The organism is Ignavibacteriota bacterium (assembly GCA_019637995.1).
In the GTDB taxonomy this organism is placed as follows: Bacteria; Bacteroidota; Ignavibacteria; order Kapaibacteriales; family UBA2268; genus JANJTB01.
This window is the reverse complement of record JAHBUQ010000001.1, coordinates 1,488,900-1,513,516: the sequence shown is the minus strand read 5'-3', so window position 1 is coordinate 1,513,516 and position 24,617 is coordinate 1,488,900. Positions and strand designations below refer to the sequence as shown.

22 protein-coding genes and 1 tRNA gene are annotated in these 24,617 nt (G+C 31.7%); 15 read left to right on the top strand and 8 right to left on the bottom strand.

The features are described 5' to 3' along the window. Positions 1-545: 545 nt before the first annotated feature. The 13 genes from KF896_06055 (at position 546) to KF896_05995 (ending at position 13,477) form a co-directional block, all read left to right on the top strand. Positions 546-989, top strand: coding sequence for a polysaccharide deacetylase family protein (locus KF896_06055; GenBank protein MBX3043261.1), 444 nt, complete (start codon positions 546-548; stop codon positions 987-989). Next, a complete protein-coding gene (locus tag KF896_06050) occupies positions 986-2,017 on the top strand; it encodes a DUF354 domain-containing protein (GenBank protein MBX3043260.1) in 1,032 nt (343 codons plus the stop codon). The genes KF896_06055 and KF896_06050 overlap by 4 nt, the downstream gene beginning before the upstream one ends. A 102-nt stretch (positions 2,018-2,119) precedes the next feature. Continuing rightward, on the top strand, positions 2,120-3,466 hold the full coding sequence (locus KF896_06045) for a phenylacetate--CoA ligase family protein (protein ID MBX3043259.1): 1,347 nt from the start codon (positions 2,120-2,122) through the stop codon (positions 3,464-3,466). Positions 3,467-3,740: 274 nt separating this feature from the next. Beyond that, positions 3,741-4,595, top strand: coding sequence for a glycosyltransferase family 39 protein (locus KF896_06040; GenBank protein MBX3043258.1), 855 nt, complete (start codon positions 3,741-3,743; stop codon positions 4,593-4,595). Beyond that, positions 4,592-6,970 (top strand): hypothetical protein, encoded by a 2,379-nt coding sequence (locus KF896_06035; GenBank protein ID MBX3043257.1) that lies wholly within the window; start codon positions 4,592-4,594, stop codon positions 6,968-6,970. The genes KF896_06040 and KF896_06035 overlap by 4 nt, the downstream gene beginning before the upstream one ends. 6 nt (positions 6,971-6,976) lie before the next feature. Next, positions 6,977-8,143 (top strand): glycosyltransferase family 4 protein, encoded by a 1,167-nt coding sequence (locus KF896_06030; GenBank protein MBX3043256.1) that lies wholly within the window; start codon positions 6,977-6,979, stop codon positions 8,141-8,143. Between the two features lie 33 nt (positions 8,144-8,176). Further along, positions 8,177-8,653 carry a DUF4365 domain-containing protein gene (locus tag KF896_06025; GenBank protein MBX3043255.1) on the top strand — a complete coding sequence of 159 codons (477 nt, stop codon included), beginning with the start codon at positions 8,177-8,179 and terminating at the stop codon, positions 8,651-8,653. A gap of 28 nt (positions 8,654-8,681) precedes the next feature. Continuing rightward, positions 8,682-9,125: a gamma-glutamylcyclotransferase gene (locus tag KF896_06020; protein ID MBX3043254.1), complete on the top strand. Its 444-nt coding sequence runs from the start codon at positions 8,682-8,684 to the stop codon at positions 9,123-9,125. Next, positions 9,126-9,350 (top strand): hypothetical protein, encoded by a 225-nt coding sequence (locus KF896_06015; GenBank protein ID MBX3043253.1) that lies wholly within the window; start codon positions 9,126-9,128, stop codon positions 9,348-9,350. It abuts the gene before it with no gap. 72 nt (positions 9,351-9,422) lie between these two features. Continuing rightward, the gene (locus KF896_06010) at positions 9,423-10,190 is read left to right on the top strand and encodes a methyltransferase domain-containing protein (GenBank protein MBX3043252.1); all 768 of its coding nucleotides are present in this window, start codon (positions 9,423-9,425) and stop codon (positions 10,188-10,190) included. 7 nt (positions 10,191-10,197) lie between these two features. Continuing rightward, a complete protein-coding gene (gene rffA / locus KF896_06005; protein MBX3043251.1) occupies positions 10,198-11,322 on the top strand; it encodes a dTDP-4-amino-4,6-dideoxygalactose transaminase in 1,125 nt (374 codons plus the stop codon). A 4-nt stretch (positions 11,323-11,326) separates the two neighbouring features. Next, positions 11,327-12,187, top strand: a complete 861-nt coding sequence (locus KF896_06000) for a class I SAM-dependent methyltransferase (protein MBX3043250.1) — start codon at positions 11,327-11,329, stop codon at positions 12,185-12,187. A 3-nt stretch (positions 12,188-12,190) separates the two neighbouring features. Further along, the gene (locus KF896_05995) at positions 12,191-13,477 is read left to right on the top strand and encodes an oligosaccharide flippase family protein (GenBank protein MBX3043249.1); all 1,287 of its coding nucleotides are present in this window, start codon (positions 12,191-12,193) and stop codon (positions 13,475-13,477) included. A gap of 261 nt (positions 13,478-13,738) precedes the next feature. Here KF896_05995 and KF896_05990 read toward each other — a convergent pair whose 3' ends face one another. Beyond that, positions 13,739-14,947, bottom strand: a complete 1,209-nt coding sequence (locus KF896_05990; GenBank protein ID MBX3043248.1) for a hypothetical protein — start codon at positions 14,945-14,947, stop codon at positions 13,739-13,741. Positions 14,948-15,058: 111 nt separating this feature from the next. On the opposite strand from KF896_05990, the gene KF896_05985 reads away from it, so the two are divergent. Then, the gene (locus KF896_05985) at positions 15,059-15,493 is read left to right on the top strand and encodes a hypothetical protein (GenBank protein ID MBX3043247.1); all 435 of its coding nucleotides are present in this window, start codon (positions 15,059-15,061) and stop codon (positions 15,491-15,493) included. A gap of 435 nt (positions 15,494-15,928) precedes the next feature. After that, positions 15,929-16,210: a hypothetical protein gene (locus KF896_05980; protein MBX3043246.1), complete on the top strand. Its 282-nt coding sequence runs from the start codon at positions 15,929-15,931 to the stop codon at positions 16,208-16,210. 177 nt (positions 16,211-16,387) lie between these two features. Here the strand turns inward: KF896_05980 and KF896_05975 are convergent. From KF896_05975 to KF896_05945, 7 genes are all read right to left on the bottom strand, one after another. Beyond that, positions 16,388-16,461 (bottom strand) — tRNA-Val (locus KF896_05975). A gap of 65 nt (positions 16,462-16,526) precedes the next feature. Then, positions 16,527-18,002, bottom strand: coding sequence for a dicarboxylate/amino acid:cation symporter (locus tag KF896_05970; protein MBX3043245.1), 1,476 nt, complete (start codon positions 18,000-18,002; stop codon positions 16,527-16,529). Then, entirely contained in the window at positions 18,003-18,683 is a 681-nt protein-coding gene (locus KF896_05965) for a ribulose-phosphate 3-epimerase (GenBank protein ID MBX3043244.1), read from the bottom strand. It lies immediately after the preceding gene. Next, a complete protein-coding gene (locus KF896_05960) occupies positions 18,652-21,141 on the bottom strand; it encodes an AAA family ATPase (GenBank protein ID MBX3043243.1) in 2,490 nt (829 codons plus the stop codon). Before KF896_05960 ends, KF896_05965 begins: the two co-directional genes overlap by 32 nt. A gap of 172 nt (positions 21,142-21,313) precedes the next feature. Then, entirely contained in the window at positions 21,314-22,162 is an 849-nt protein-coding gene (locus tag KF896_05955) for a T9SS type A sorting domain-containing protein (protein ID MBX3043242.1), read from the bottom strand. 149 nt (positions 22,163-22,311) lie between these two features. Then, positions 22,312-24,021 (bottom strand): M2 family metallopeptidase, encoded by a 1,710-nt coding sequence (locus tag KF896_05950; GenBank protein ID MBX3043241.1) that lies wholly within the window; start codon positions 24,019-24,021, stop codon positions 22,312-22,314. 82 nt (positions 24,022-24,103) lie between these two features. After that, positions 24,104-24,601, bottom strand: coding sequence for an NADH-quinone oxidoreductase subunit I (locus KF896_05945; protein MBX3043240.1), 498 nt, complete (start codon positions 24,599-24,601; stop codon positions 24,104-24,106). Positions 24,602-24,617 lie beyond the last annotated feature (16 nt).

Here is a 24,617-nt window from a genome sequence, read left to right as displayed (position 1 = left end):
ATAACACAATAACACAATCACTCACTAACTCAATAACTCAATAACTCAATAACTCAATAACTCAATAACTCAATAACTCGATAACTCAATAACTCGATAACTCAATAACTCAATAACTCAACAACTCAATAACTCACTAACTCGATAACTCAATAACTCGATAACTCGATAACTCACTAACTCAATAACACAATAACACAATAACTCGATAACTCACTAACTCGATAACTCAATAACTCACTAACTCGATAACTCAATAACTCGATAACTCAATAACTCAATAACTAACAAACTCAATAACTCAACAACACAATAACACAATAACTCAATAACTCAATAACTCAATAACTCAATAACTCAATAACTCAATAACTCACTAACTCACTAACTCAATAACTCAACAACTCAATAACTCACTAACTCACTAACTCGATAACTCAATAACTCAATAACTCAATAACTCGATAACTCAATAACTCAATAACTCGATAACACAATAACTCAATAACTCAATAACTCGATAACTCAATAACTCGATAACTAACTTGAACAAAATCTTTCTCTCCATAGACCTTGATGATTGGTATCATACTCCTGCGATAACGGGTAGTTCATTTGCTATGTATAAAACGGTGGATGAATTCTTTAAAGATTGGAACGGACGCTTTGACTATATTACTGATTCCACGCTCAAGACTCTTGAACTTCTGAAGAAGCATAACATAACTGCTACTTTCTTTGTGATTGCCGACCAGGTGGACAGATACCCCGTGATTATGAAAGCACTTAAAGAATCGAAACACGAAATCGCGTGTCATAGTCTGCATCATACCGTGCCTTTCGATACTAAAACAAAGGTACAGACTCAATCTAATGATGAATGGAAATCTGAATTGTTGCAGGCAAAGAATATTCTTGAAAATTATTTTGAGCGTGAGGTTTCTGGTTACAGGGCACCTGCGATGAAAAACAAAATGATGAAAATATGAGAAATATAAAAATTATAATTGATATTAACCATCCTGCTCATGTACATTTTTTTAAGAATTTGTATTTCCAATTAGTAAAAGATGAATATGAAGTCAGAGTAACATCAACAACTAAAGAAATTAGTGAATTACTTTTAAATATATACAATATACCTTATGTGAATATGGGTACATATAGAAAAGGATTATTTAAAAAGTTTATTGATTTTCTAATTGTTGGATTGAAATTTACTTTGTTTTGCTTTAAATTTAAACCCGACTATATACTAAGTATTTCTTCTGCAAGACCATTTGGAACTTTAGTATCAAAAGCAAAGTTCTTTGTTTTCACTGATACAGAGCACGCTAAAGAACAAATAAAGTTATTTAAACCTTTTGCAACTAAAATTTATACACCGGATTGTTTTACGGATGACTTGGGACCAAAGCAAATCAGATACGCCGGATATCACGAACTTGCATATTTGCATCCTGATAGATTTACCCCAAATCCTGAAGTATTGAAAGAAATTGGATTAACCGAAAATGATAAATTCTTTGTAGTTCGTTTCGTATCATGGGAGGCAACTCATGATGTTGGGCAAAAAGGACTTAGCATTGAAGATAAAAGAAAACTAATTGAAACTTTGAAGCCACACGGAAAAATAATTATCTCTTCTGAAAAAGAATTACCGGAAGAATTTGAAGAATACAGAATGAAAATATGCCCTACAAAGATGCATGATTTACTCTACTATGCAACAATGTATTTGGGTGAGGGTGGAACAATGGCAAGTGAAGCCGCTTGCTTGGGAACTTATTCAATTTATATGAATTCTTTGCCTTCAATGGGATATATAAAGGAAGAAATTGAAAAGTATAATTTAATCTATAAATCAATAGATATTAAAGAAATTTTGAATCACTTAAATTCAATTGATTTTGATAGAGTAAAGTTAGAATCGAATGAAAAAGCTAACAAGATAGTAGCAGATAAAATTGATGTGACAAAATTTATTTATGATTTAAAAGCTTTTAATTTTCACTGATATTAGAAACTATTTCTTGATAAGTTACAAGAGATATTTAGTTTTTCTGGTGAAGAGAAATTAAGAAGTTGAACTTATTAGAAACTAACTTATTTAAATAATATGATAAAATCCGTTATATTTAAACTAGCAAATAATGTTTTTGATATAGATATTATCAAGCTATATGAACAATTCAAAAATATTGAATTTAAATCAAAATTAGAGTTAAAAAAAGATCAAGAGACTCAGTTAAATAGAATGTTGATCCACTGTTATAATAATGTTCCATATTACAAAGAAATATTTAACAATTTAAATATAAAGTATGATGATATTAACACAATTGAAGATTTAGGTAAATTACCTGTTTTAACTAAAGAAATTGTAAAAAAGAATCCGAATCAATTCATACCCAAAAATTTAGTTCAATTCAAGCATAAACAAGGGAGAACAGGCGGTACAACAGGTACACCTTTTATATTTTATATAGACCATAAACAAAGAATAAGGAGTATAGCACTTCTTTACTTAGGTTTAACAAATGCTGGTTATAATTTTGGTGATAAAATACTCTTTCTTGGAGGAAGTTCAATAGGTGGTAGTGGAAGTATTGGAATAAAATACTTTTATAAATATGGATTGAATTTTCATAAATTATCATCTTTTGATATGGAAGAGAGAAATTTGAAATTATATTATAATACTTTGGTTAAAGAAAAACCATTGTATATACGCGGATATGCTTCTTCATTATATTTTTTGGCAGACTGGATTGACAAATCAAATTTAAATAATTATAAATTTAATGCCGTATTTTCAATGACTGAAAAGCTTCATGATTATATGCGTGAAAAAATTGAAAATGTATTCCAATGTAAAGTATTTGATCAATATGGATTGTATGATGGTGGTTTGAGTGCATACGAATGCGTAAAACACGATGGCATGCATATAGATACTCAAAATTCAATAATGGAAACAGTTGATTCTAACAATATGGAAAATTGCGAATCTGAAGGTCGAGTATTAGCTACAAGTTTGTATAACTATGCCTACCCTTTAATAAGGTATGAGACCGGTGATATTGCAACCGTAACAGAAGAATTATGTTCATGTGGCAGGCAAACCAAAAGAATAAAGGAAATTGTAGGAAGGTCTGTTGATATATTACAATCTCCAGATGGTAAATATATTCATGGCTGGATATTCTCATATATATTTAAAGTGCATTGCCAAGGTATTAAACAATATCAAGTTATACAAGAAGATTTATTCAATATAACAATCAAAATCATTAAAGAAAAAAATTTTGATGAAAACCAAATCAAGATGATTAATAAAATTGTTCATGATAGAGCACCAATGTGGATTTTAAATTTCGAGTTTGTAGATTCAATTGATACAACGGAAGCTGGAAAATTTAAGTATATTATCAATAAATTAAATAGTCAAAAGCATGATAGTTGAAATAATACTTAATATTATTGAGTTTATGATTGTCTTGATTTTTAATTCAATTCTACCTTCACTTATATTATTTGGCTTTTTGAATAAATATTTTGAATTCCCAATAACATCATTAAATGTATTATCAATATTGATTATTGGTCAATTAATAAATGGTTTAATCCTTTTTTATTGCTTTTTTTTATTACCTGGATTATATTCATTTATCTATATCCTTATATTAACATGTATATACTTTTTATTGATTAGTTTTTTAAAATTTAAATTTATTGTGATGCTTGTTCTTGAAATTAATGGAAAATTGTTTAAAGAATTTACAAATTTTAAAATTCACGAATTTTACAATTACCTAAAAATCAATAAAATAGTTATAGTTATTATTTTATATTTGATATTTTCTGTGACTCTTTTTTCTTTTAGAGGATTATCCAATCATGATACTTTAGTTTATGCACTAACAGCTAATGCAATTTCTGAATCCACTACAATAGAATATAGTAGTTATAAGTACTTAGATTTGTATGGAATTCTCAAGGCAGATAAGCATGGATACGGCTATCCTATGTTTAAAGTGATTGAGAATCTTTTAAACATCAACAACTCAAACTCAGACTTTTATTATAGGTTTATTCCACTTGTCAATGGAGGTTATCTAATTTTACTAGTATATTTATTTTTGAAAGAAAAAGTAAATGAGATTGTAGCATTGTATAGTTCTGCACTATTATTGTTTTCTGGTTCATTTATTTTCTTAATTGCAACATACGGCTCGTCATCAATTTCTTACGTCTTATTTTTATTATCTAACATATATATTTACGAGCTTCTGACAAAAAAGAAGAGTTACAATCTTCTATTATTTTCAATGACAGTTGGACTTGGAGCAACAGTACATTCAATCAATTTAATAATACTACCTGTGCAAATTATTTTATACCTATTATTGGTAAAGCAAAATATATTTAAGTCGATGGAACAAATCCTAATTTTTACTATTCTCATACAAATATTTGGTGTATCAAATTATTTATTTGAAATAATTTGGGGAGACGGCTGGATATTTGGAGCAAAGTTTAATTTTCTAACTAAAGTTGAAAGAATACTTGATTTAATACTTAAAATGTTATGAATAAGTTAAAAAAGGAAAAAGTAATTTCATTTTTGCTATTTATTATCGTTATTGCGATAAATATTATTATTATTTATTTATTAGAAAATGATGTTAAATCAGATGAATTTGAAATGAGTGGATATTTTACTAGAAGAGGGCTTGATACGCCATTTAGAATTATATTAATTCAATACTTTGATTTGTTTTTTGGATTTGGTACACTTAGTATTGCAAATTGGATAATCATACCCTTATTTATTTTTGTATTGTTACATAAGGGGATTGATAAATCAAAATTTGATTATATTGTATTCTCAATGACGATTTTAGTAGGCATTGCATTTTCAATACTAGGCAGTGGTAATTCTAGATATGCTGGTTTTATGATGCCTATTTTACTATCCATGATTGTTTATTACTTTTATAAAATCAGTTCAATTTTAAGTTATAAAAAGTTACCGGAGTATTTCTTCAATTGGCTGATTTTGATTGCAGTAATTAATATCATTTATTTTGTATTTTTCTCTAGGACAACTGAAAAAGTTAATAAAGCTTGGGTGGCCGAAGAGGTTGCGCTTGATTTAACAAAAGATTCTTTATATTCTACAAGGAAATACCTTGAAACATTAAGTGATACTGAGCTAAAAGATATATTAAACTACTATAGAAGCTCAATGGATCAAATTTCTGCTTTAAAAAATAATGACTTGTCAAAAAGCAAGTCTAATCCAAGCTTAATTGAAGTGATTGCAAATGAGATTGAAGAAAAGCAGAAGTATAAAAATACAGATAAAAGAAAAGAACAAATTGATAGGATAGCAAAAATATTTAGTGCAGGATTAAGTGCAAAAAGTAATGAACCAATTAGTAAGAGTGTATTAACTAAGTATGATTCTGTTTTAAAAAACATTGATTTATTTGTGGCTTCATACAAAGAAAGTCGTAACTCAATTAAAACTACAAATACTCAACAATTTGCAAATAAAAATAAGAAAATTAAGGACAAAGCAACTACAAAAAATCAAATTATGACGGCGAGCAAAAATATTGATGAATCCACATCAACAAGTTCTATTGCAAAAAACTCAGCACAAGCAATATCAAATAATGATAAGGAAAAGAATAATGTTCCATTGATTATAGATTCAGCTAAAATATCAAGTATTAATCAAATTATTGACACTATTTTATCTAATGAGCATCCTAAGAATAGAATTGTCAAACCAAAAGTTATTAAAAATGATTATTCTAAAATTGATTCGTCACAAGTCAAGGAAACTGCAAATACAAGAATCACCAAACCTGTAATAAATAAAGTTGATTTAGCAAAAATTGATTCGTCACAAGTCAAGGATACTGCTAATACAAAAATTACCAAACCTGTAATAAATAAAGTTGATTTAGCAAAAATTGATTCGTCACAAGTCAAGGATACTGCAAATACAAGAATCACCAAACCTGTAATAAATAAAGTTGATTTAGCAAAAATTGATTCGTTAAAAGTCAAGGATACTATAATTAATAAAAAAGATAAATCTGTTATTAACAATGTGGATTTGGCTAAAATTGATACTATAAATACAAAGATTATTAAGCCAATGACTGATAAAGTTATTGACAACAGTATCTCAAAGAAAAAAAATCTATCAATATCATTAGTAGATAAAAAGAAAATTGATAAATTGAAAGATAAAAATCTTTCTTCTAAAACTACAAAAATAGATGATAAACCTACCTTAATCAATAAGAAACTTAAAGTAAAAGATAGTACTGAATATATTATTCTTAAAGAAGAGAACTTATCAACTGGTGAGATAAAAGAGTTTAGAACTGCTATAAAGGAATTTGTTATTAAAGATGATAGATCAATTGAAAATGATGATTTAGATAATAATCAAGTTGGTATTGATAATAATAGTTTGATTAATGAACCTGAGTCAGAAACTACATTGTTTGGCAGTTTTAGCAATTTTTTTAAATCAGCTTATGAATTATTTAACAAGCTCTTTTTCTCAATATTTAATTTTTTGGAAGTACAAACAACAAGTCCAACGGCAGGTGTAATTAAATATTTAGATTCGGTTAAGGTAAATAATAATACAAATATATATGTTACTCAACTTCCTGAAATATTATATTATGGAAACAAATATAAATTTCTTTATGGGGTTAGTGGCAGTTACCATACTCCAAGTGGTAAGTTAAGTTTATTAAAACAGAAATTGAATAAAGATGGTGAATACGAACCTAATTTATGTGATTATATTATCACCAGAAAAATATTTGTTCAAACTTTAAATTCAAAAAGATTTAACAAGTACTTGGATACATATTATGAATTAGCTTTTGAAACTAATTCGGGTTATTGGATTTATAAACCTAAAAGTGTTTAGTGTAATATGAATATTTTAGTATTAGGAAATAGTTCAGTTCATACAGCAAGATTTGCAAATCAATTTGTTAATAATGGAGATAATGTTTATTTATTATCTAATAATTATCATAGAATTAATAGATTTGACAGCGGTGTTCATATAATCACTTTTCTTGAAAGAGTTAATAAGTTTTTAGCAAATAGAAATAATCTACATTTTGATTATATCAATTCCTTTATAAGAATTGTATATTCAACATTATTTATAAATAGAATAATACGTAAATACAATATAGATGCAGTTTTGGGCATAAATTTAGCTTTTTCTGGTCCGGTTATATATAGAGTAAAGAAAAATATTAAGAAAGTAGTAATCACTATAGGTAACGACTATAATATAACAAAATTCCCCAATCCAGGTTTCATTTTTCATAATGAATTTCTAATAAGGCAATATTGCAAAAGGATTGATAAAATAATTTCTTATGATATTGATTATTATAAGCCTATGATTGATAAAAGAGGATGGAATTTTGGCAATTGGGAGTTTATACATCACTTTGGGATTGAAGTAAACCGATTTAAACCTGATAATTCAAAAGAATTTAAGAGTTTTTATAATTTTAACCATGATTCAATTATTGCTTCAACTTTGCGACCAGCACGTATGTGGTTTGATTACGATAATATCTTAAATGCTGTTAAAAATATAGTTGAAAAACATACCAATTTTTATTACATAATTGGTAAAGGGGATAATGAATCGGATGTATATTTAAGAAATTTAATATCCGAACTTGATCTTTCTGATAATGTAATTTTAGCAGATGTAATAGCATATCATGAATTACATAAACATGTAGCAATAGCAGACATTTACATTGATCCAATTAATCTTAATAAAAGTAGTTTAGGTGAAAATTCAGGAATTTCAACTGCAATTTTGGAAGCAATGTCTTGTGGATTGATTCCTGTTGCACCAGACAGACCTAGCATAAGAGGATTTTTACCGGAAAATTCTCATCAATTTATTTTCGAGGATTTTGATAAAGATTTAACTGATAAACTAGAATTAGCAATACTAATGCGTAATAATCAAGAGATAAAGAGTGCTTGCAGAAATGCTGTTGTAAAGAATACAAATTGGGATAAGAATTTTGAATATATTATGAATTTATTTGTAAACAATTAAATAAATAATCTAGATTATAGGTGATAAAAATTTATGTCTAAACAATACCCTAGAAGGCATCAGAATCATACACTTGAAAATAAATCTATAAATTTTCTTAAGAGTAAATTCCCTGCTGAATGGAACGTAAACATAATAAAAAATGACTATGGTCAAGATTTAAATATTGAAATTGCTGAAGATTCTGTATTTAAAGGCTTAGAATTTGTAATTCAACTTAAAAGTTCAAAAAAATCAAAAAGATCAAATAGTCTTGAAAAACAATCATTAAAAGTATCAAATTACAATTACCTTAGAAATAACCTTAGGGTTGTATTGTATATCAAATATGTAGAAGATGAAGATGAAGCATATTGGATTATGTTAAAGGATATACCTCATCCTAATCAAGAAAAAAAAACAATTACAATTCAATTTCCAAGAGGTAACAAGGTTTCTCTTTTGAATTGGGATATTATTGTTGGTTATGTAAAAGAAATCTCCCATAGGAAGTTAAATTCTGTTTTATAATTTTTAAATATCGGAAAGAATCACAAAAATGTTGTATTTCGCATACGGTTCAAATATGAACCCTGAAAGGATGAAGGGGAGAAATATTAATTTCTCATCAAGAAAATTTGCAAAACTTATTGATTACAAATTAGTTTTTAATAAAAAGTCCAAATATGGAGATTTTACTTTTGCCAATATTGTTAAATCTAACAATGATTATGTAGAGGGTGCACTTTACGAATTCCCTGATATTGATATAATTCATCTTGATAATGAAGAAGGCTATCCAAATCAATATGATAAAAAATTAGTACAAGTAACTGATTTAGAGAATAATCTAATTGAAGCAACAACTTACATTGCAAACAAAGAAAAAATTGTCAATGCCTTAAAACCTAAGAAAGAATATCTTTATCACTTATTAGCTGGCAGAGACATTTTAACCGATGAGTATTATGCACAATTGTCCAAAACTGAAACTTGTGATTAAATGAATATAAATAAATATATAAGTGAATTAGATACAAATAGATTTGACATTTTGGTAGCCAAATTGAATATAGAATATGATGATATAAAACTTAAAGCATATACAAGCGATGAATTGGAAAATGAATTGAAGTATCAGATAGGCATATTCGTTTGCTTGGATACTAACAAAAAAATTGGAAATGCAATTACTAAATATTTTCAAAAGGGAAATGAAAGAAAGTAATTGTTCTTAAGAATTGAATAGCAAAACAAGAAATTTAAATAGTATTAATAATTAAAAATATAGAGGAGTAGAATGGATTTTATTAAAAAATTTTGGGATAATCAAGCTGTTTTACATGGTGTTAATCATCATGCATCTTGGGGTGATTATTATGCAATAGAACTTGAAATTAACAATATTTCAAATCACTTGAAAGATGGAATTGATGTTTTAGACGTTGGATGTTCTAATGGGTTTGGTCTTTTAAAGCAATCTGATAGATTCAATTTTAAAAGTGCTTTTGGTATTGACTATTCCGAAAGTATGATTAAAGAAGCCTTAAATGCTAAAAATATGGCAAATAAAGACTCAATTAATTTCCAAGTTGGTGATATACGTAAGATTGAATTTCCTGATAATAGCTTTGATGTTGTATATACAACGCGTGTTTTGATTAATTTACCTAATTGGGAAGAACAAATAATCGGTATTAATGAGTGCCTTAGAGTTACTAAACCTGGCGGTAAAGTTTTACTTTCTGAAGCATTTTGGGAACCTCTAGTAAAATTAAATACTATTAGAGTTGTTTTTGGTTTGGAAAGTCTTGTTGAACATGATTTTAATAGATATTTAAAGAAGTCAAAAACTAACAATTTCCTTCTATCAAAAAATCTTAATTATGAAATTGTTGATTTTTCTTCAATTTATTATTTGGGTAGTAGATTAATAAGAGAATTGACAACTGACATTTCAAAATACGAGGGATATTCAAATCCAATCAACAAAATATTTTATGAAATTGAAAATGATTTTTCTGGTGGTGATGTTGGTATTCAACAATGTTATGTTATAAATAAATGATTTGCTAATGATACCCTTCAACAAACCCTTCCTAACCGGAAAAGAAGCACACTATATATACGATGCAGTATATAGTGGTAAGATATCCGGTAATGGAAAATATACTCAAAAGTGCCACAAGTTCTTTGAAGAGCGTTATGATTTTAAGAAAGTACTACTCACAACTTCGTGTACAGATGCACTTGAGATGGCAGCACTTTTGCTTGATATTCAGCCCGGTGATGAAGTTATAGTACCCTCATATACATTCGTCAGCACAGCACTTGCCTTTGTTCGTCAAGGAGCAAAGATAGTTTTTGCGGATAGCAGAGCATACCATCCTGGTATTGATGAAGATAAAATTGAAGAACTAATTACTCCAAGGACAAAAGTAATTGTTCCTGTTCATTATGCAGGTATTGCTTGTGATATGGATAAGATTATGGCACTTGCTGATAAGTATAATATATTTGTAGTAGAAGATGCAGCGCAAGCTATTGATAGTTATTATAAAGGTCGCCCACTTGGTGGTATTGGTCATTTGTCTGCTTTCTCATTCCACGAAACGAAAAACATCATTTCAGGCGAAGGTGGAATGCTTGTCATAAATGATAATAGATTTGTGAAACGTGCTGAGATATTATGGGAAAAAGGTACAAACAGAGCTGAGTTCTTCAGGGGTGAGGTAAATAAATACGGCTGGGTTGATACAGGCTCTTCATTTTTACCTTCTGATATTATAGCAGCTTTTCTTTTTGCACAATTAGAGCATTTGGATAGCATCCAAAAGAAAAGAAAAGAATTGTGGAATCAATACAAAAATTCTCTTGCTGACATTTTTAATGATTTAAATATAAGTCTTCCTTTTATACCTGATTTTGCCAGTAATAATGCACACATGTTTTACATTGTTTGTAAATCTTTAGTCCATCGTACCGAATTAATTAATAAGCTTAAAGACAATCAAATATTATCAGTTTTCCATTATCTAAGTTTACACAAAAGTGAATACTATGGCAATAAACATGACGGAAGAGAGCTGCCAAACTGTGATAGATATGCTGATTGTTTGGTGAGATTGCCGATGTATTATGAGTTAGAACCAAACCAAATATCAGAAATAAGTTCATTAATTATTAACTTAAATAAGTAACAACATGAATAATCGAGCGAATAATATATTAAGATGTCCTGAATGCTATTCACATGATTTAGTTAGATTAGAAAGTTCCTTTCAATGCACTAATTGTAAATCTGAGTTCATTGATTTTAAGAATGTCACGACATTAATTGCAAAAAGACATCAGAAAAGTAGTTATGACCTTGATATACCGATTAACTGGAAAAAGGATTATTTGAAGTTAGAAGCACCATGGGACGATTATTTTAAATCTTTGATTCCAAAAGGGCAAGGTTTATTATTAGATTATGCATGTGGTGGTGGCAAGAAATCATTTATAGAATCACTTGGATATGATTACATTGGATTAGATTATTTCCTGAATTCAGGTGTTGATATTCTAGCACATGGCATGAACATTCCAATTCAAGACAATTCAATTGATTTAGTTACAAGCCAATCTGTAATGGAACATATACCGAACCCTTGGGATGGATTTAGAGAAATATCAAGAATATTAAAGCCGGGTGGATTATATGTTGGTGCAACAGCGTTTTTACAACCTTATCATGCAAATTCGTATTTTCACATGTCTCATTTAGGTGTAAGGTATATTGCAGAAAATACCGGTTTTGAGATAGTTGAGATATTGCCATCAAAAATGAATGGAATTGAATCAATAACTAATACAATGTATAATATCAAATATTTAAAAAAGATTGTATCAAGCATTCTAAATATACCATTTTATACAGGTAAATACTTGCGTAAATTGATAGCTGGAATTTTAATTGCAAAATCGAAAGATGACAATTTTAAGAAAAACATGAAAGATTTTATGCAAGAAGAGGACATAAGATATTCAGCTGTTATTTATTATATATTGAAGAAAATATAAGTTGTGGATCTAGATTTAAACAACTTAAAGGTTATATTCAAATCGAAATTTACAAAGGATGTTATTTGGTCATTTTATAGTCAAATAGTATTATCGTTAGGTTATATATTAGTTAATACAATAATTGGAAATTTATATAAAGCAGAAGGGCTTGGTTTATTTAACCAAGCCTTTTCTATTTATACATTATCAATAATGATTGCTAATTTTGGAACCTGGGGCTCAACTGTAAAATTTTCTGCTGAAGATAAAGATAATGAAAGTAGAAATAATGAGATTTTAACAGGTTCTTTAATCTTAGGGTTATCATTTTCAATAGTTTTATGCTTTGTGATACTTGTAATAACAAATTTAAAATCCGACTTAATATTTAATAAAGAAGCAACTGTATTATTTAGAAACATAATAATTGGAATACCTTTTTTTGTAATATCTCAGAATATATATTCTTTCTTGAATGGTATTAGAAGTATGAAATTAAATTCGATACTAAAATCACTTAGATGGATATTGATTATAGTCCTGTTATTAATATCATTATTTTTGAATTTGGAACTAAAAGAAATGGTATTCATAATACCAATATCTGAGTTTATTGTTGCTATAATATCGATTTATGTTGTTCTTGTCAAATACAATTTTAGAATTAAGTATAATTCTGAATGGATAAAAAAACATTTGAATTTTGGAAGCAAGGCAGTTCTTGTTTCATTTATTGGTGAAAGCAATAACAGAGCAGACATACTAATATCAAGTTTGTTCCTTACAACATCAGAAGTTGGTGTATTTTCATTTGCCTCATCAATAGCACGCGGTTTCCTTGTATTGCCCATGGTTGTAATGACAAACTTTAATCCGATAATTAGTGAGTTAATCAGCAAAAGTGAAAAAGAAAAGTTAAAATCATATATTTTCAAGATTCGTAATATGATGATGAAAATCAATTTGCCAATGGTTATTGTTTTTTCAATTGCATTTCCTTTATATATATATTTGTTTATGCCACCTCAATTTATTGACTCATTATTACCTTTTTATGTAATACTATTAGGTGTTACTATTGCATCGATATATTATTTCTGCGGTGCTTTTCTTTATATGGCTGGTTTCCCCGGAACACATTTAATTGGAACAATAATAACTTTGGTATTAACAGTATCAAGTAATTTCATTTTGATACCAGCTTTTGGATTATTAGGTGCGGCAATAGCAACATCAATATTCTATGGTTCAATGCCAATAATTCAATTTATTTTTATAAAGAAGAAGTTAGGAATAAGTATTTTGTGATTTTCCAGCTCTTCCTCCTCCGATATTATCTTAAAAAGAAAATGAATTTGATTTTGTTTTAGATGGTTTTTCAAAAAAAATGCCCCACCCGAAAGTGAGGCACTTTTTTTATGAGAGGCAGTCTTCGGAGCCGGAAGGTCTTTCTCACAATTCCCGGACCCCGAACCGCAAACCCTATCCCAAACTTCCGAAGTTTCAAAAACTTCGGAAGTTTTTTTATTTCTTAAAATTGTCAATTGTCAATTTTCAATTCTCAATTTATTACGGCATATCAATAAACACGTTTGCGCTGACGCTGCTCCACTGGTTACCGTTTGAGGCGGTGAGATTGTAATAATATCTGTGACCAGAATCAACCTCCTCAAAATATTCATTTGAATAAACATTTTTCGCAAGGTTGAACGGACCGGCTGCCGCACCAATCGGCACAACTGATTTATTGACAGAATATTTCGTCGCACTCGGAACCACATCCCAAGTGAGTTTCAGAGAGTTTGTAGTGCCGGTTTCGACCTGTAGGGCAAGGTTTACAGGTGTCGGAAGTTGCGAGCCCGGATAATATCCAAGCTGAAATACTTCCGAGAAGGGACCAAAACCGCCTGCATTTCTGGCACGAACCCGATACCACATCCATCCTTCCTGAATCGGAGTATAGCTGAATTCCGGCTCGGCGCCTGAATAAATCTCGAAGAAATCAGTCCCGTCGGTAGATGCCTCCAGATTGTAAGAAGTCGCATTATTCACCGCATCCCAGAAGAAATTCGTGTTAGGGAAGAAAAATCCCAGCCCTGTCGGAGCGGTCAGAGAGCCCGGAGAAGAAGATTCATAAATGACGTAATCGTTATATTTTGCCGGACTGACATTATTCCATATCAATTTACCGTAATCACAATATTTAACTACTAAAGAATACAATTCATTACCCTTCAAAACCTTTGTTTCAGCGGCATCATCACGTATGATCTTCTTGTCGGAAACTGTTTTGATTGAAGTTTCAAAATCATCAATATTTCCTTCCAAAGTCGTGAGATACAAAGCTGTAACACCCTCGGCAGTTAGGTCTGCGAGGCTTGTTTCAGCCGAACTGTGGATCTGTCTTGCTTCTACTAAAAATTCACTGTCAGTCAGTTTCGTAATTGAACCTGATTTTAATGCTCTGTATTTAGCCGTATTATTGCCATATACAGATTTTGCACGAGCCGAAATACTTCGTAAGACATTTTCGATTGTTCTTCTCAGCTCATCACGCTGTTCGATTGCGTAACTATAATCTGCCAGATAAATATCATCATCAGGTAATGCCTGAAATTCATCTATCAAATCATTCAAATCACTGATTTTGAGTGCAGTAACTCCGTAAGACTCAAATTCAGTCAAATCCCTTGTCATAGCAATAACTAAAGTGTTGGCAAAGAGTGCCAGGTCGCCGTCAGAAAGGTTATATTTTCTGACAATAATCGAGTTTTCCATCATGTAACCACCTTTAAAATAGTATAAAAAATAAATTAATTTGAATGAAAAGCACATATATTAAATAGTTTCAATTCAAAATCTCTCCGAAAGGTTTTTGCAGAACTCCGAATGGTATTTGCAGAACTCCGAATGGTTTTTGCAAAACTCCGAATGGTTTTTGGAGAACTCCGAAAGGTATTTGCAGAACTCCGAATGATTTTTGCAGAACTCCGAATGGTTTTTGCAGAACTCCGAAAGGTATTTGCAGAACTCCGAAAGGTTTTTGCAGAACTCCGAAAGGTTTTTGCAGAACTCCGAAAGGTTTTTGCAGAACTCCGAATGGTTTTTGCAGAACTCCGAATGGTTTTTGCAGAACTCCGAAAGGTATTTGCAGAACTCCGAATGGTTTTTGCAGAACTCCGAATGGTTTTTGCAGAACTCCGAAGGGTATTTGCAGAACTCCGAAAGGTTTTTGCAGAACTCCGAAAGGTTTTTGCAGAACTCCGAAAGGTTTTTGCAGAACTCCGAATGAGTTTCGCAGAAAAAAAATGTAATTCTAACTAAAATACTACACATTTTGACCTAATCGAAACTCTTTCAACCGAAATCTGAACATAATTCATTAGGAAAATAATTTCTTTCAATTATAAAAATATATATTTCGAGCAGAAAGAAACTATTATTTAGTATTTCAAAACATATTCTGAATAAAAATAGTTAACTTTTGAGAGCTAAAAAATATAATATTATTAAATCAAAAAAACTTTTTTTGACTTATACTGAGTAAAATCTGAATTAAAACTAAGAAATATCAATAAATTTTCAAAGAACAATATTCAATCATCTTCTGAAAATAAAATATCAAAAATAAAAGGGAAATTTGTAACATTTACAGGGGTTAAAACGGAGTTTATTGTTAAATTATTGTTATTTGAGAATTGGGGTTCGGGTGTCGGGGCTTAGGAAAGGCAACTCGGACACGATGGCAAACTTTATGCAATGAAATACATGGATTTATGGAGAACAAGAAAAAAAGTCATTAGTTCGGTAGAAGAAGAAAGCATACCACAGATTTCATACGGTAAATATTTTAATATTTATCCTAATCCGGCGAGTGATTATATTACAATTTCTATCCCTGAAATCAACCCTACGGTTAACCGCAGGGTTGATGGGTTTGTAGCAGAAAAAGTACAGATATTCGATATGCTTGGCTTGGATGTCATTTCCACCCCGTCAGCTTCGCTGCCACCCCTCAAAGAGTGGAATGTCTTGTCCTAAAAATGCATGACAATTAAACTATAAAATAGAACCGATTAGTGTTATCGAATATTGTTATTTATAATGTAATAAAATTCATCGTAATACTGTTTGGAATTGATTAATATTTTAAAATTAAAAATCCTGCATTAGCTTTTTGATTCAGCTTTTACAGGATTTTTCAAGGGAATAATATTGTGGGCTCTACGGGATTCGAACCAGCGACCTCTACGATGTCAACGTAGCGCTCTAACCAGCTGAGCTAAGAGCCCAATTTTGGATTGCAATTTTTAAGTGTACAAAAATACGAAAAATTTCGTTACTACAAAAATAAAATCTAATCTTGTTCTCCGGCAGCAACTGCAATGGTCACTGCTGCATCACCGGTGATATTATTAATTGTGCGTGCCATATCAAGAATTCGGTCAACACCTATTATTAATGCTATTCCTTCCGCCGGTATATGGACTGATTGCAAAATCATCACAAGCATAATTATACCGACGCCCGGTACAGGCGCGGTGCCAATTGATGCCAAAACTGCCGTAAATACAATTGTGAGTTGCTCTGTGAGACCTAAGTCCATTCCGTAAACTTGTGCAATAAATACCGCAGCTACGCCCTGATAGAGCGCTGTACCATCCATATTGATTGTAGCACCGAGTGGCAAAACGAAGCCGGAGATTTTCTTTGGTACATTGAGATTGTTTTCGACGCAATCCATTGTTACGGGAAGGGTCGCAGCACTCGAACTGGTCGAGAATGCAATTGCCTGAGCATTTCGCATTGCAAGCAGGAAGTCTTTAACGGGTACTTTGGTAAATATTTTTACAATTGGAAGATATACAAGTGACATGTGCAAGAATAATCCTAAAAGCACAGAAAAGATATACCAAACAAGAGTGGAAATTATCTCAAAGCCAAAGTCAGCTACTGTTGCAGATATCAAAGCGAAAACTCCGTAGGGTGCAAGCAACATTACAAATCCGACCATTTTAATTAATGTGTCGCTTGTACCGGAGAATACACCAAGAACAGAATTTCGTGCATTTTCGCTCACAAATGTCAGCGATATTCCAAAAAATACGGTGAAAAATACTATCTGTAGCATATTGCCATTGGCTAAAGCATCGAATGGATTTTTGGGGACAATTTTAACAATAAAATCAATCAAATCTATATCAAGATTTTGAGAAATATTCGTAGCAGGACTATCACTTTCGAATGATTCCATCAGCCTTTGTTTAGACTCTACCGGTAGCTGCTCACCCGGGCGAATGACATTGGCAATAATTAGCCCAATAGTAATTGCTATTGCGGTTGTCACGATATAAAAAGTAAATGTTTTCAGACCGATTTTACCTAATTTTTTGACATCCCCAAGACTTGCCGCACCAACAACAAGCGATGCAATAACAAGCGGAATCGCAAGAAAACTCAATAACCGTATAAAAATATCTCCGATTGGCTTGATTACAGTTGCAATAGTTTGCTGTTTGGTTATATCAATTACATTTGAATATTGTGTCTCAGTCCCATTTTGAACGATAATTATTTCGGCTGGATTGGTTTTATAATTTTTGCTGAAATGTTTAATTATGGAAGTTTGGTTGATATGCGAAATAATTAATTCGCCTGCTTCATTAACAAAATTAATTTTGTCCCAATTTTTAATTATTACCTGATGATATTTATTATTTTCGCGAAATTCAATTTCCAAAGTATTTTCATCAATACTGAAAATCGAACCGAAAACTCCACCAAGAAATAACGCCAATAGTATTTGTAAATGAAGCGGGAATTTTTTCATCATTTATACTTGCGAATTTATTTTTAATTCCATTATATTTTTTCCGATATCGCCTTTGAAAACGCCCGAGCCGCTGACGATTATATTAGCTCCTGCACTTGCCACACTTGCAATATTATCAGCTTTAACTCCACCATCAACTTCAATTTCAATATGATTCAAGCCATTATTATCCAAATAATTTGCCAATTTATCACATTTATTGAGAAATGAAGGAATGAAACTTTGTCCGCCAAATCCCGGATTTACTGACATTAACAGTATAAAATCACAATACTCTGCAGCATCATATGCATATTCAAGAGGGGAGACGGGATTCAGAACAATTCCTGCCTGCTTGCCAAATGATTTGATAAGGCTAAGCGATCTGTGAAGGTGGCGGCTTGCCTCAACATGAACAGAAATCATATCAGCACCGGCATCAATAAAACCAGGAATATATTTGTCTGCATCTTCTATCATAAGATGCACATCAAAAGGAAGCTGAGTATATCCTCTGATAGACTTTACGATTTGAGGTCCGAAAGTTATATTCGGTACAAAATGTCCATCCATAATATCGAGATGAATTATATCAGCACCTGCTATATCGCATTTCCGCACATCACTTCCCAGCTCTGCAAAATTTGCAGAGAGAAGAGAAGGAGCAATTTTAATCGGTTTTCTTAGTGTTTGATTTTGCATTTATATTTTTTTTTGGTTTCACAATTTCAACTAGTTCATTAAGTTTTTCTACAGTAGCTGCATAGAGAGAATCTTTTGTATAATTTCCGTCTTTTGACAATTTTCCGGCGGCAATTCCGAATAGAATTTCAACCCCATCATCAATATTTGAAATTGCCCAAATATGAAATTTTCCGGCTTTGCAGTCGCTAATTAATTCATTGTTAAGCATCAAATCCTTAACATTTGTTTTAGGAATAATGCATCCCTGATTACCGGTAAGACCGCGGGACTTACATATTTCATAGAATCCGGTAATTTTCTCGTTTACTCCACCGATTGGCTGAATATCACCTTTTTGATTCATTGAGCCTGTTATAGCAATTTCCTGTTTTATCGGTTTTTCAGTCAGGGCAGAAAGTATAGCATAGATTTCAGCTGCTGAAGCACTATCTCCATCAATGCCGCCGTAATTCTGCTCGAAAGCAAGTGATGCAGTCAGTGAGAGAGTTGTTTTTCTTGCAAATTTTTCTCTTAGGAATCCCGAAATAATTAGCACACCTTTGTTATGAATTTTACCGCTCATATCAGCTTCACGCTCGATATTGATAATTCCGGATGTCCCTGCAGAAACATTTGCAGAAATTCTTGCGGGCTTACCAAATGCAAATATTCCGTTGTTATAAATCGTTAAGCCATTTATTATTCCTACTTTTTCTCCTTCAGTATCAATCAGAATGGTCCCTTCGATAATTTCATTTTGCAATTTTTCATCAATCAAGTCATTGCGTTTTTTACGCCAGTCTATAGCTTTTTGTACATCCTCACGACTTATCAGGGGAATTTTACTGTCTCTTGAGTAGAAGCTTGCTTCACGAAGTAAATCCGAAACATCTGAAAATTTGAGTATAATTTTATTCTGTGAGCCGGCTTCTTCAACAGCCCATTCAATAACTGCTGCAACTCCGGAAGGTGAGCAATGTGTCAGTTCCTCTTCATTGCTGAGTTTGGCAATAAATCTTGCATAATTTTCAAGCATTTCAACAGATTTTGGAGATTCATAATCAAATTGTGCATTAACTTTGAAAATTTTCTTGAATTCTTTTTCATTTGCAAAAAGCCATTTATATAAAGTTTGCCCACCAATCACAATGACTTTTACATTAATTTGAATCGGCTCGGGTTTAATAGATGATTGCGATATTTGAAAATATGAGTCGTAAGGTTGTATTTCCAATTTATCATACAGCAGAACTCTCTTTAGAGCTGACCAAACCCCCGGCTCAGTGTATAAATCTATTGCATTGACAATCAAAAATCCTTGATCTGCTTTTAGAAGAGAACCTGATTTAATCTTGGTAAAATCTGTTTTCCAAAAGCCTCGTTGGTCGTAAGTTTTCTCAATAGTACCGAAAAGATTGTTATAAGTTGGAGTAGTTTCGATAACAACAGGCGCCTGGACAGTATTAGTATTATCAAGAATTACATTCACTTTAAACTGATTGAAAAAGTCACTGTTATCATTCTTATTTTCGACTTCAGCAAGTACCGGAACAGGCGCAGGTGCAGGAACAAAAATATTCAAATTATCAAGTATAAATTCTTTAACTTTAATTAAATAATTATCCAAACCGTGATTTGCAAAATTTGTTTCAACTTCTGAAAAAGCTGAAATTACAACAGTCTCAGCCGACATTTTATCATTATTCAGCAAATCTTTACGAAATTCCTGAATTAGTTTCATACTTATTCTCGATAACTCAAAAACTTCATCGTGAAGCTTTTTCCAGGTTTTTTTAAGCTCTGCAACTTTTTTCTTAGTTAGTTTGCCTTGTTCGGCAAGCTCATCAAGTGTTTCGATCGCAACTGGCTCTCCATCTATCAAGGGAAAAACCTCAGGCTGCACAAAACCCTGCTCATTTTCGAGCTGACCACGTATAAATCCAAGCGGTTTAATCTTTTTGTCAAAATCATTGAGGCTTTCCCGCTCTTTTTGTTGATATTCATCAATAATTTTTTTGCGGGCAATCTGATATGCCTCTTCCTCGAACAATTTCGGAAGTCTCACTCTAAGAAAAGAAATCGCTTCATCCATTGAATTTGACAAAATTTTTGCATTGCCTTTCGGAAGAGTAAGAAGTATTGGGTTATCAGGATTATCAAAATTATTCACATAACAATAATCATAAGTAATTGGGCAAGATGTGGCATTATCTTCAACAATCTGCTTAACAGTAGTAGTTCTGCCGGTTCCTGATAAACCGGTAACAAAAATGTTGTAACCCTTTGCTTTAAGCTCTGCACCCATGCGTATAGCTTCTATAGCACGCTCCTGTCCTACTATTCTGTCAAGTGGCTTAAGCTCGGCAGTAGATTTGAAATCAAATACATCTTCAGGACATGTCCATCTGAGTTTACTTGCATCAATTAGAAATTCAGGAAATTTCAAATCTTTTTTGCTGGTTCTTTTCTTTTGCATAATTTTGTAATACTTTTTCAAATAATATAAACAACAAAAGTAACTAATTAACACAAGATTACAAAAAAAACTCCCCAAGAAATTATTTTATTTCTTGAGGAGAAGTAGTAAAAAAACTTTGCTAAGATTTAATTTTGATAAATTCTCTTTCATTTCTGATATGATGCAATGCTTACCTTGTTACAATAACCTTCTTTGAAAATGTAGAGTTATTGTTCTTAATGACAAGGTTGTAAACTCCGGTTGTAAGGTCTGAAGTATTGAATTGAACATCGCCATTTGTGTTGAGGTTCATTGATTTAAGAACTATACCATTCGTATTGTAAAGTTCGAGTCTGACATCTCCTGTAAAAGGAAGTTCAATATTCAGATAATCCTTCGAAGGCTGTGGAAAGAGTTTGGTAGCACGGGCAAGTTTATCAGCGACTGAAGTTGTGTTATCAAGACATTCTATCAATTCAAGAGTTGTTGCCTGATAAGCACATCCAATAAATTTTTCTTCTCCACTGAATAAATATACACTCCAAATATCAGTATCCAACTCATCGGCATATAATAATTCATATATTATTAAATCAATTGATTCAGAATTTTCGATATAAAAGTTGGTTAAAGCAGTGCTTTTTTTATACTCATCAGCAAAAACAGTTGAATTTTTCCATGTATTAACTAAAGTACGATTTTCCTGTACATATTCGTCTTCAGCAACTGAAAGTTCATAAGTAAATTCACCGTTTATTCTAAAAATAGTATATTCATAAAGACTTTCATCGTTTATGTCTTTTGATTTGAAAGAGAAATTCCACATCTGTGCATTCCCTGTCTCGAAGTCTAATTCAATACCAAACATTGGAAAGTGCAAAGCAACTACACTAAACAATTCATATTCATCATCAAGATTAGGAACTCCGCTTACTAAGACTGTGTGAGCCTGCCTGGCAGATACAAAATCAAATTCCTGAGCCTTCAAAGTAATTGAGAATGCAAGAACTGCAATCATAAGAAAAAAAACTTTTTTCATGTTTAAACCTTTAAATTAATTAATCACCAATAAATCATATACGTGTATAAAAAATAATAGTTTCGATTAATAAAAAAAAAATCGCTCCAAAAGAAATGAAATCCTTGTTTCAATTATTTGGAGCGAAGTAAATGCAAATTATTTACAATTTAATTTTCTACGAATTGCTTAGCGTAATACTTAGCAGTAAGTTTTTCACCTGTAGCACGTTCAATCATATCATTCCACTGGTAGCGGGTTCCGGGGTTGAATATTTTCTTTATGAAGAAATCACCGACTTCAGGTTTTCCATGGAAACTTGGATTAGAAGCAGGGTCAACATTCAAAACTTTCTCGCTGATTGTAAAAAATAGCTGAGAAGCCAGAAGCTCTCCAAGGTGATAGTTATGATAGTAGCAAGGTGAAGTTGCAATATGGATTTTTGTAGCCCAATCAGGCATATCGCGACCTTCGGGACGCTTAATCATTTGGTACTGCTCGACCAAATCCCACCATAATTTATTCAAATCCTGGTCAGGGTCGGCATACATAGATTTTTCGAACCTGTACATAACCTGTGACCAACGGCTGAATACAAGTTGCTGAAGTTTAAGCATCTTGCGGCTTTCCTCTGCAATTGCTTCTTTCTGCTCATCTGAAATACCGAGCATATCCTGCATCCATGTTGGGTTTAGAGCAAATCTGCCAAAAATCATCGCAACAGCTTCAGTTGTAAAAATGTGAGCAGGAGATTTAAGTCCCCAAGGCAAGTCGTCTGCATAATGATTTTCATAAAGAGCATGACCATACTCATGGAGCATTGTTTCCATCCAACGAGCATTATTTGTTACGTTGCAAAGCACACGAATATCTCTTTTATCTCTGTCAATATTGATGCAATAAGCATGCTGATTTTTATTTTCTCTTGGATACAAATCACTTTTAGCAACTAAATCTTCAATTGGAAGATTGATTGAGCGGAAATAATCTTCGGTAAGCTTAACTACATCGCGCTCTTTGTAGAATGAATCATGGTCAACTTCATAAATTTTTGGAGCTTCCTGAAAATAGCGGTTCTGATAGTGCCATGGCATTAACTTTTCGGCTGGAATTTTGTGCTTAGCTGTCAGCATAGCATCAATCTCAGTTTTGAGCTTCATGAACTCATCTTTTGTCAAAGCATCTAATTCGTCGAAAAGCTTGGAAATATCTTCAGGATTTTGGTCTGACAACTTGAGTGACATTTCATGATAATTATTGAAACCGAGCTCTCGGGCAACTTCATTACGAAGTTTGACAAGATTTATAATATCATCTTTAACAAGTGGTCCAATATTTTTATGAGCTTCCCAAATATCTTTGAGTAATTTTTGGTTTGATGATGTTTTTAATACTTCTTCAATTTGGTTGTCATCATAAACTTTAGAGCCGACTTTAGCACGGAAACCTGAGTATTTAAGCTCAATTTCGCTCTGCATTTTTGACAGTTGGTTGAGTTTAGCAGTATCAATTTGTTTTGACAAGAAATCAAGATAAATTAAATCCAAAGAGCGACTGAGAAGTTCATCCTTAATAGTAGCAGAATCCTTATACCATTTAATTTTTTCAAATGTATCTTTATTTGAAAGAATCGCATTCAAAGCAACATCGTATTGATTAACTTTTTCCCAATTCTCAGGGTTACTGTTTGTAGATGCATCAAAATAAGCAAGAGCCATATCTGTATATGCCTTGCTGATTTCACCCGTTATTTCATCGTAAAAAGCTTTGTATTCGGTATCCATAGCTGTAACATCCTTTGAAATATCCTGATTGGTTTCGCTGCACGAACTTAATAAAAAAGCAGCCGCAAAAAATAGAATTATGTTTCTGATTTTCATCACAAACTCCATTGATTTATTAGAAATATTAAAAACTTCACCCTAAATTATTAGTTCAAAAGTGAAGTTTCCAAAAATATTATTATCTGTATTGTCTTAGAAACTCAAGTCTGTCCTGAAGTTGTGCAACAGGTACAAGAAGTTTTTCTTTGTCCATAATTGCATCATCCTGACTTTGGAACACAAGTTCGTAGTCTTTGCTCATAACAATTGCTTCTTCAGGGCAAACTTCTTCGCAGAATCCGCAATAAATACATCTGAGCATATTAATTTCAAATTTAGTAGGGAACCTTTCTTTTTCACGTTCGGTTTCCCCTGCCTGCACTTCAATAGCAAGCGCCGGGCAAACTCTGGAGCACAATCCACAAGCAACACAACGTTCGCCGGATTCTTCATTTACTAGAACAGGTCTTCCACGGTAAGAACCTTCAGGCTCCCAACGTTCTTCAGGATACTGTCTTGTAAACTTGGGTTTGAACATCTCGGCTAAAGTCAAGCCAAGGCCACGTGCTATCTCGGGAATATATAATTTTTCCCAAAAATTCATTCTTTCAGATTCTGTATTTTTAGTGTTATTCATAACACAACCTTTTCCA

What these genes read in the sequence shown, in the direction of transcription:
- KF896_06050 (MBX3043260.1), top strand. Translation starts at nt 986, where the DNA reads ATGAGAAATATAAAAATTATAATTGATATTAACCATCCTGCTCATGTA.
- KF896_06045 (MBX3043259.1), top strand. Translation starts at nt 2,120, where the DNA reads ATGATAAAATCCGTTATATTTAAACTAGCAAATAATGTTTTTGATATA.
- KF896_06040 (MBX3043258.1), top strand. Translation starts at nt 3,741, where the DNA reads ATGCTTGTTCTTGAAATTAATGGAAAATTGTTTAAAGAATTTACAAAT.
- KF896_06035 (MBX3043257.1), top strand. Translation starts at nt 4,592, where the DNA reads ATGAATAAGTTAAAAAAGGAAAAAGTAATTTCATTTTTGCTATTTATT.
- KF896_06030 (MBX3043256.1), top strand. Translation starts at nt 6,977, where the DNA reads ATGAATATTTTAGTATTAGGAAATAGTTCAGTTCATACAGCAAGATTT.
- KF896_06025 (MBX3043255.1), top strand. Translation starts at nt 8,177, where the DNA reads ATGTCTAAACAATACCCTAGAAGGCATCAGAATCATACACTTGAAAAT.
- KF896_06020 (MBX3043254.1), top strand. Translation starts at nt 8,682, where the DNA reads ATGTTGTATTTCGCATACGGTTCAAATATGAACCCTGAAAGGATGAAG.
- KF896_06015 (MBX3043253.1), top strand. Translation starts at nt 9,126, where the DNA reads ATGAATATAAATAAATATATAAGTGAATTAGATACAAATAGATTTGAC.
- KF896_06010 (MBX3043252.1), top strand. Translation starts at nt 9,423, where the DNA reads ATGGATTTTATTAAAAAATTTTGGGATAATCAAGCTGTTTTACATGGT.
- rffA (MBX3043251.1), top strand. Translation starts at nt 10,198, where the DNA reads ATGATACCCTTCAACAAACCCTTCCTAACCGGAAAAGAAGCACACTAT.
- KF896_06000 (MBX3043250.1), top strand. Translation starts at nt 11,327, where the DNA reads ATGAATAATCGAGCGAATAATATATTAAGATGTCCTGAATGCTATTCA.
- KF896_05990 (MBX3043248.1), bottom strand. Translation starts at nt 14,947, where the DNA reads ATGGAAAACTCGATTATTGTCAGAAAATATAACCTTTCTGACGGCGAC.
- KF896_05985 (MBX3043247.1), top strand. Translation starts at nt 15,059, where the DNA reads ATGGTATTTGCAGAACTCCGAATGGTTTTTGCAAAACTCCGAATGGTT.
- KF896_05980 (MBX3043246.1), top strand. Translation starts at nt 15,929, where the DNA reads ATGAAATACATGGATTTATGGAGAACAAGAAAAAAAGTCATTAGTTCG.
- KF896_05970 (MBX3043245.1), bottom strand. Translation starts at nt 18,002, where the DNA reads ATGATGAAAAAATTCCCGCTTCATTTACAAATACTATTGGCGTTATTT.
- KF896_05965 (MBX3043244.1), bottom strand. Translation starts at nt 18,683, where the DNA reads ATGCAAAATCAAACACTAAGAAAACCGATTAAAATTGCTCCTTCTCTT.
- KF896_05960 (MBX3043243.1), bottom strand. Translation starts at nt 21,141, where the DNA reads ATGCAAAAGAAAAGAACCAGCAAAAAAGATTTGAAATTTCCTGAATTT.
- KF896_05955 (MBX3043242.1), bottom strand. Translation starts at nt 22,162, where the DNA reads ATGAAAAAAGTTTTTTTTCTTATGATTGCAGTTCTTGCATTCTCAATT.
- KF896_05950 (MBX3043241.1), bottom strand. Translation starts at nt 24,021, where the DNA reads ATGAAAATCAGAAACATAATTCTATTTTTTGCGGCTGCTTTTTTATTA.
- KF896_05945 (MBX3043240.1), bottom strand. Translation starts at nt 24,601, where the DNA reads ATGAATAACACTAAAAATACAGAATCTGAAAGAATGAATTTTTGGGAA.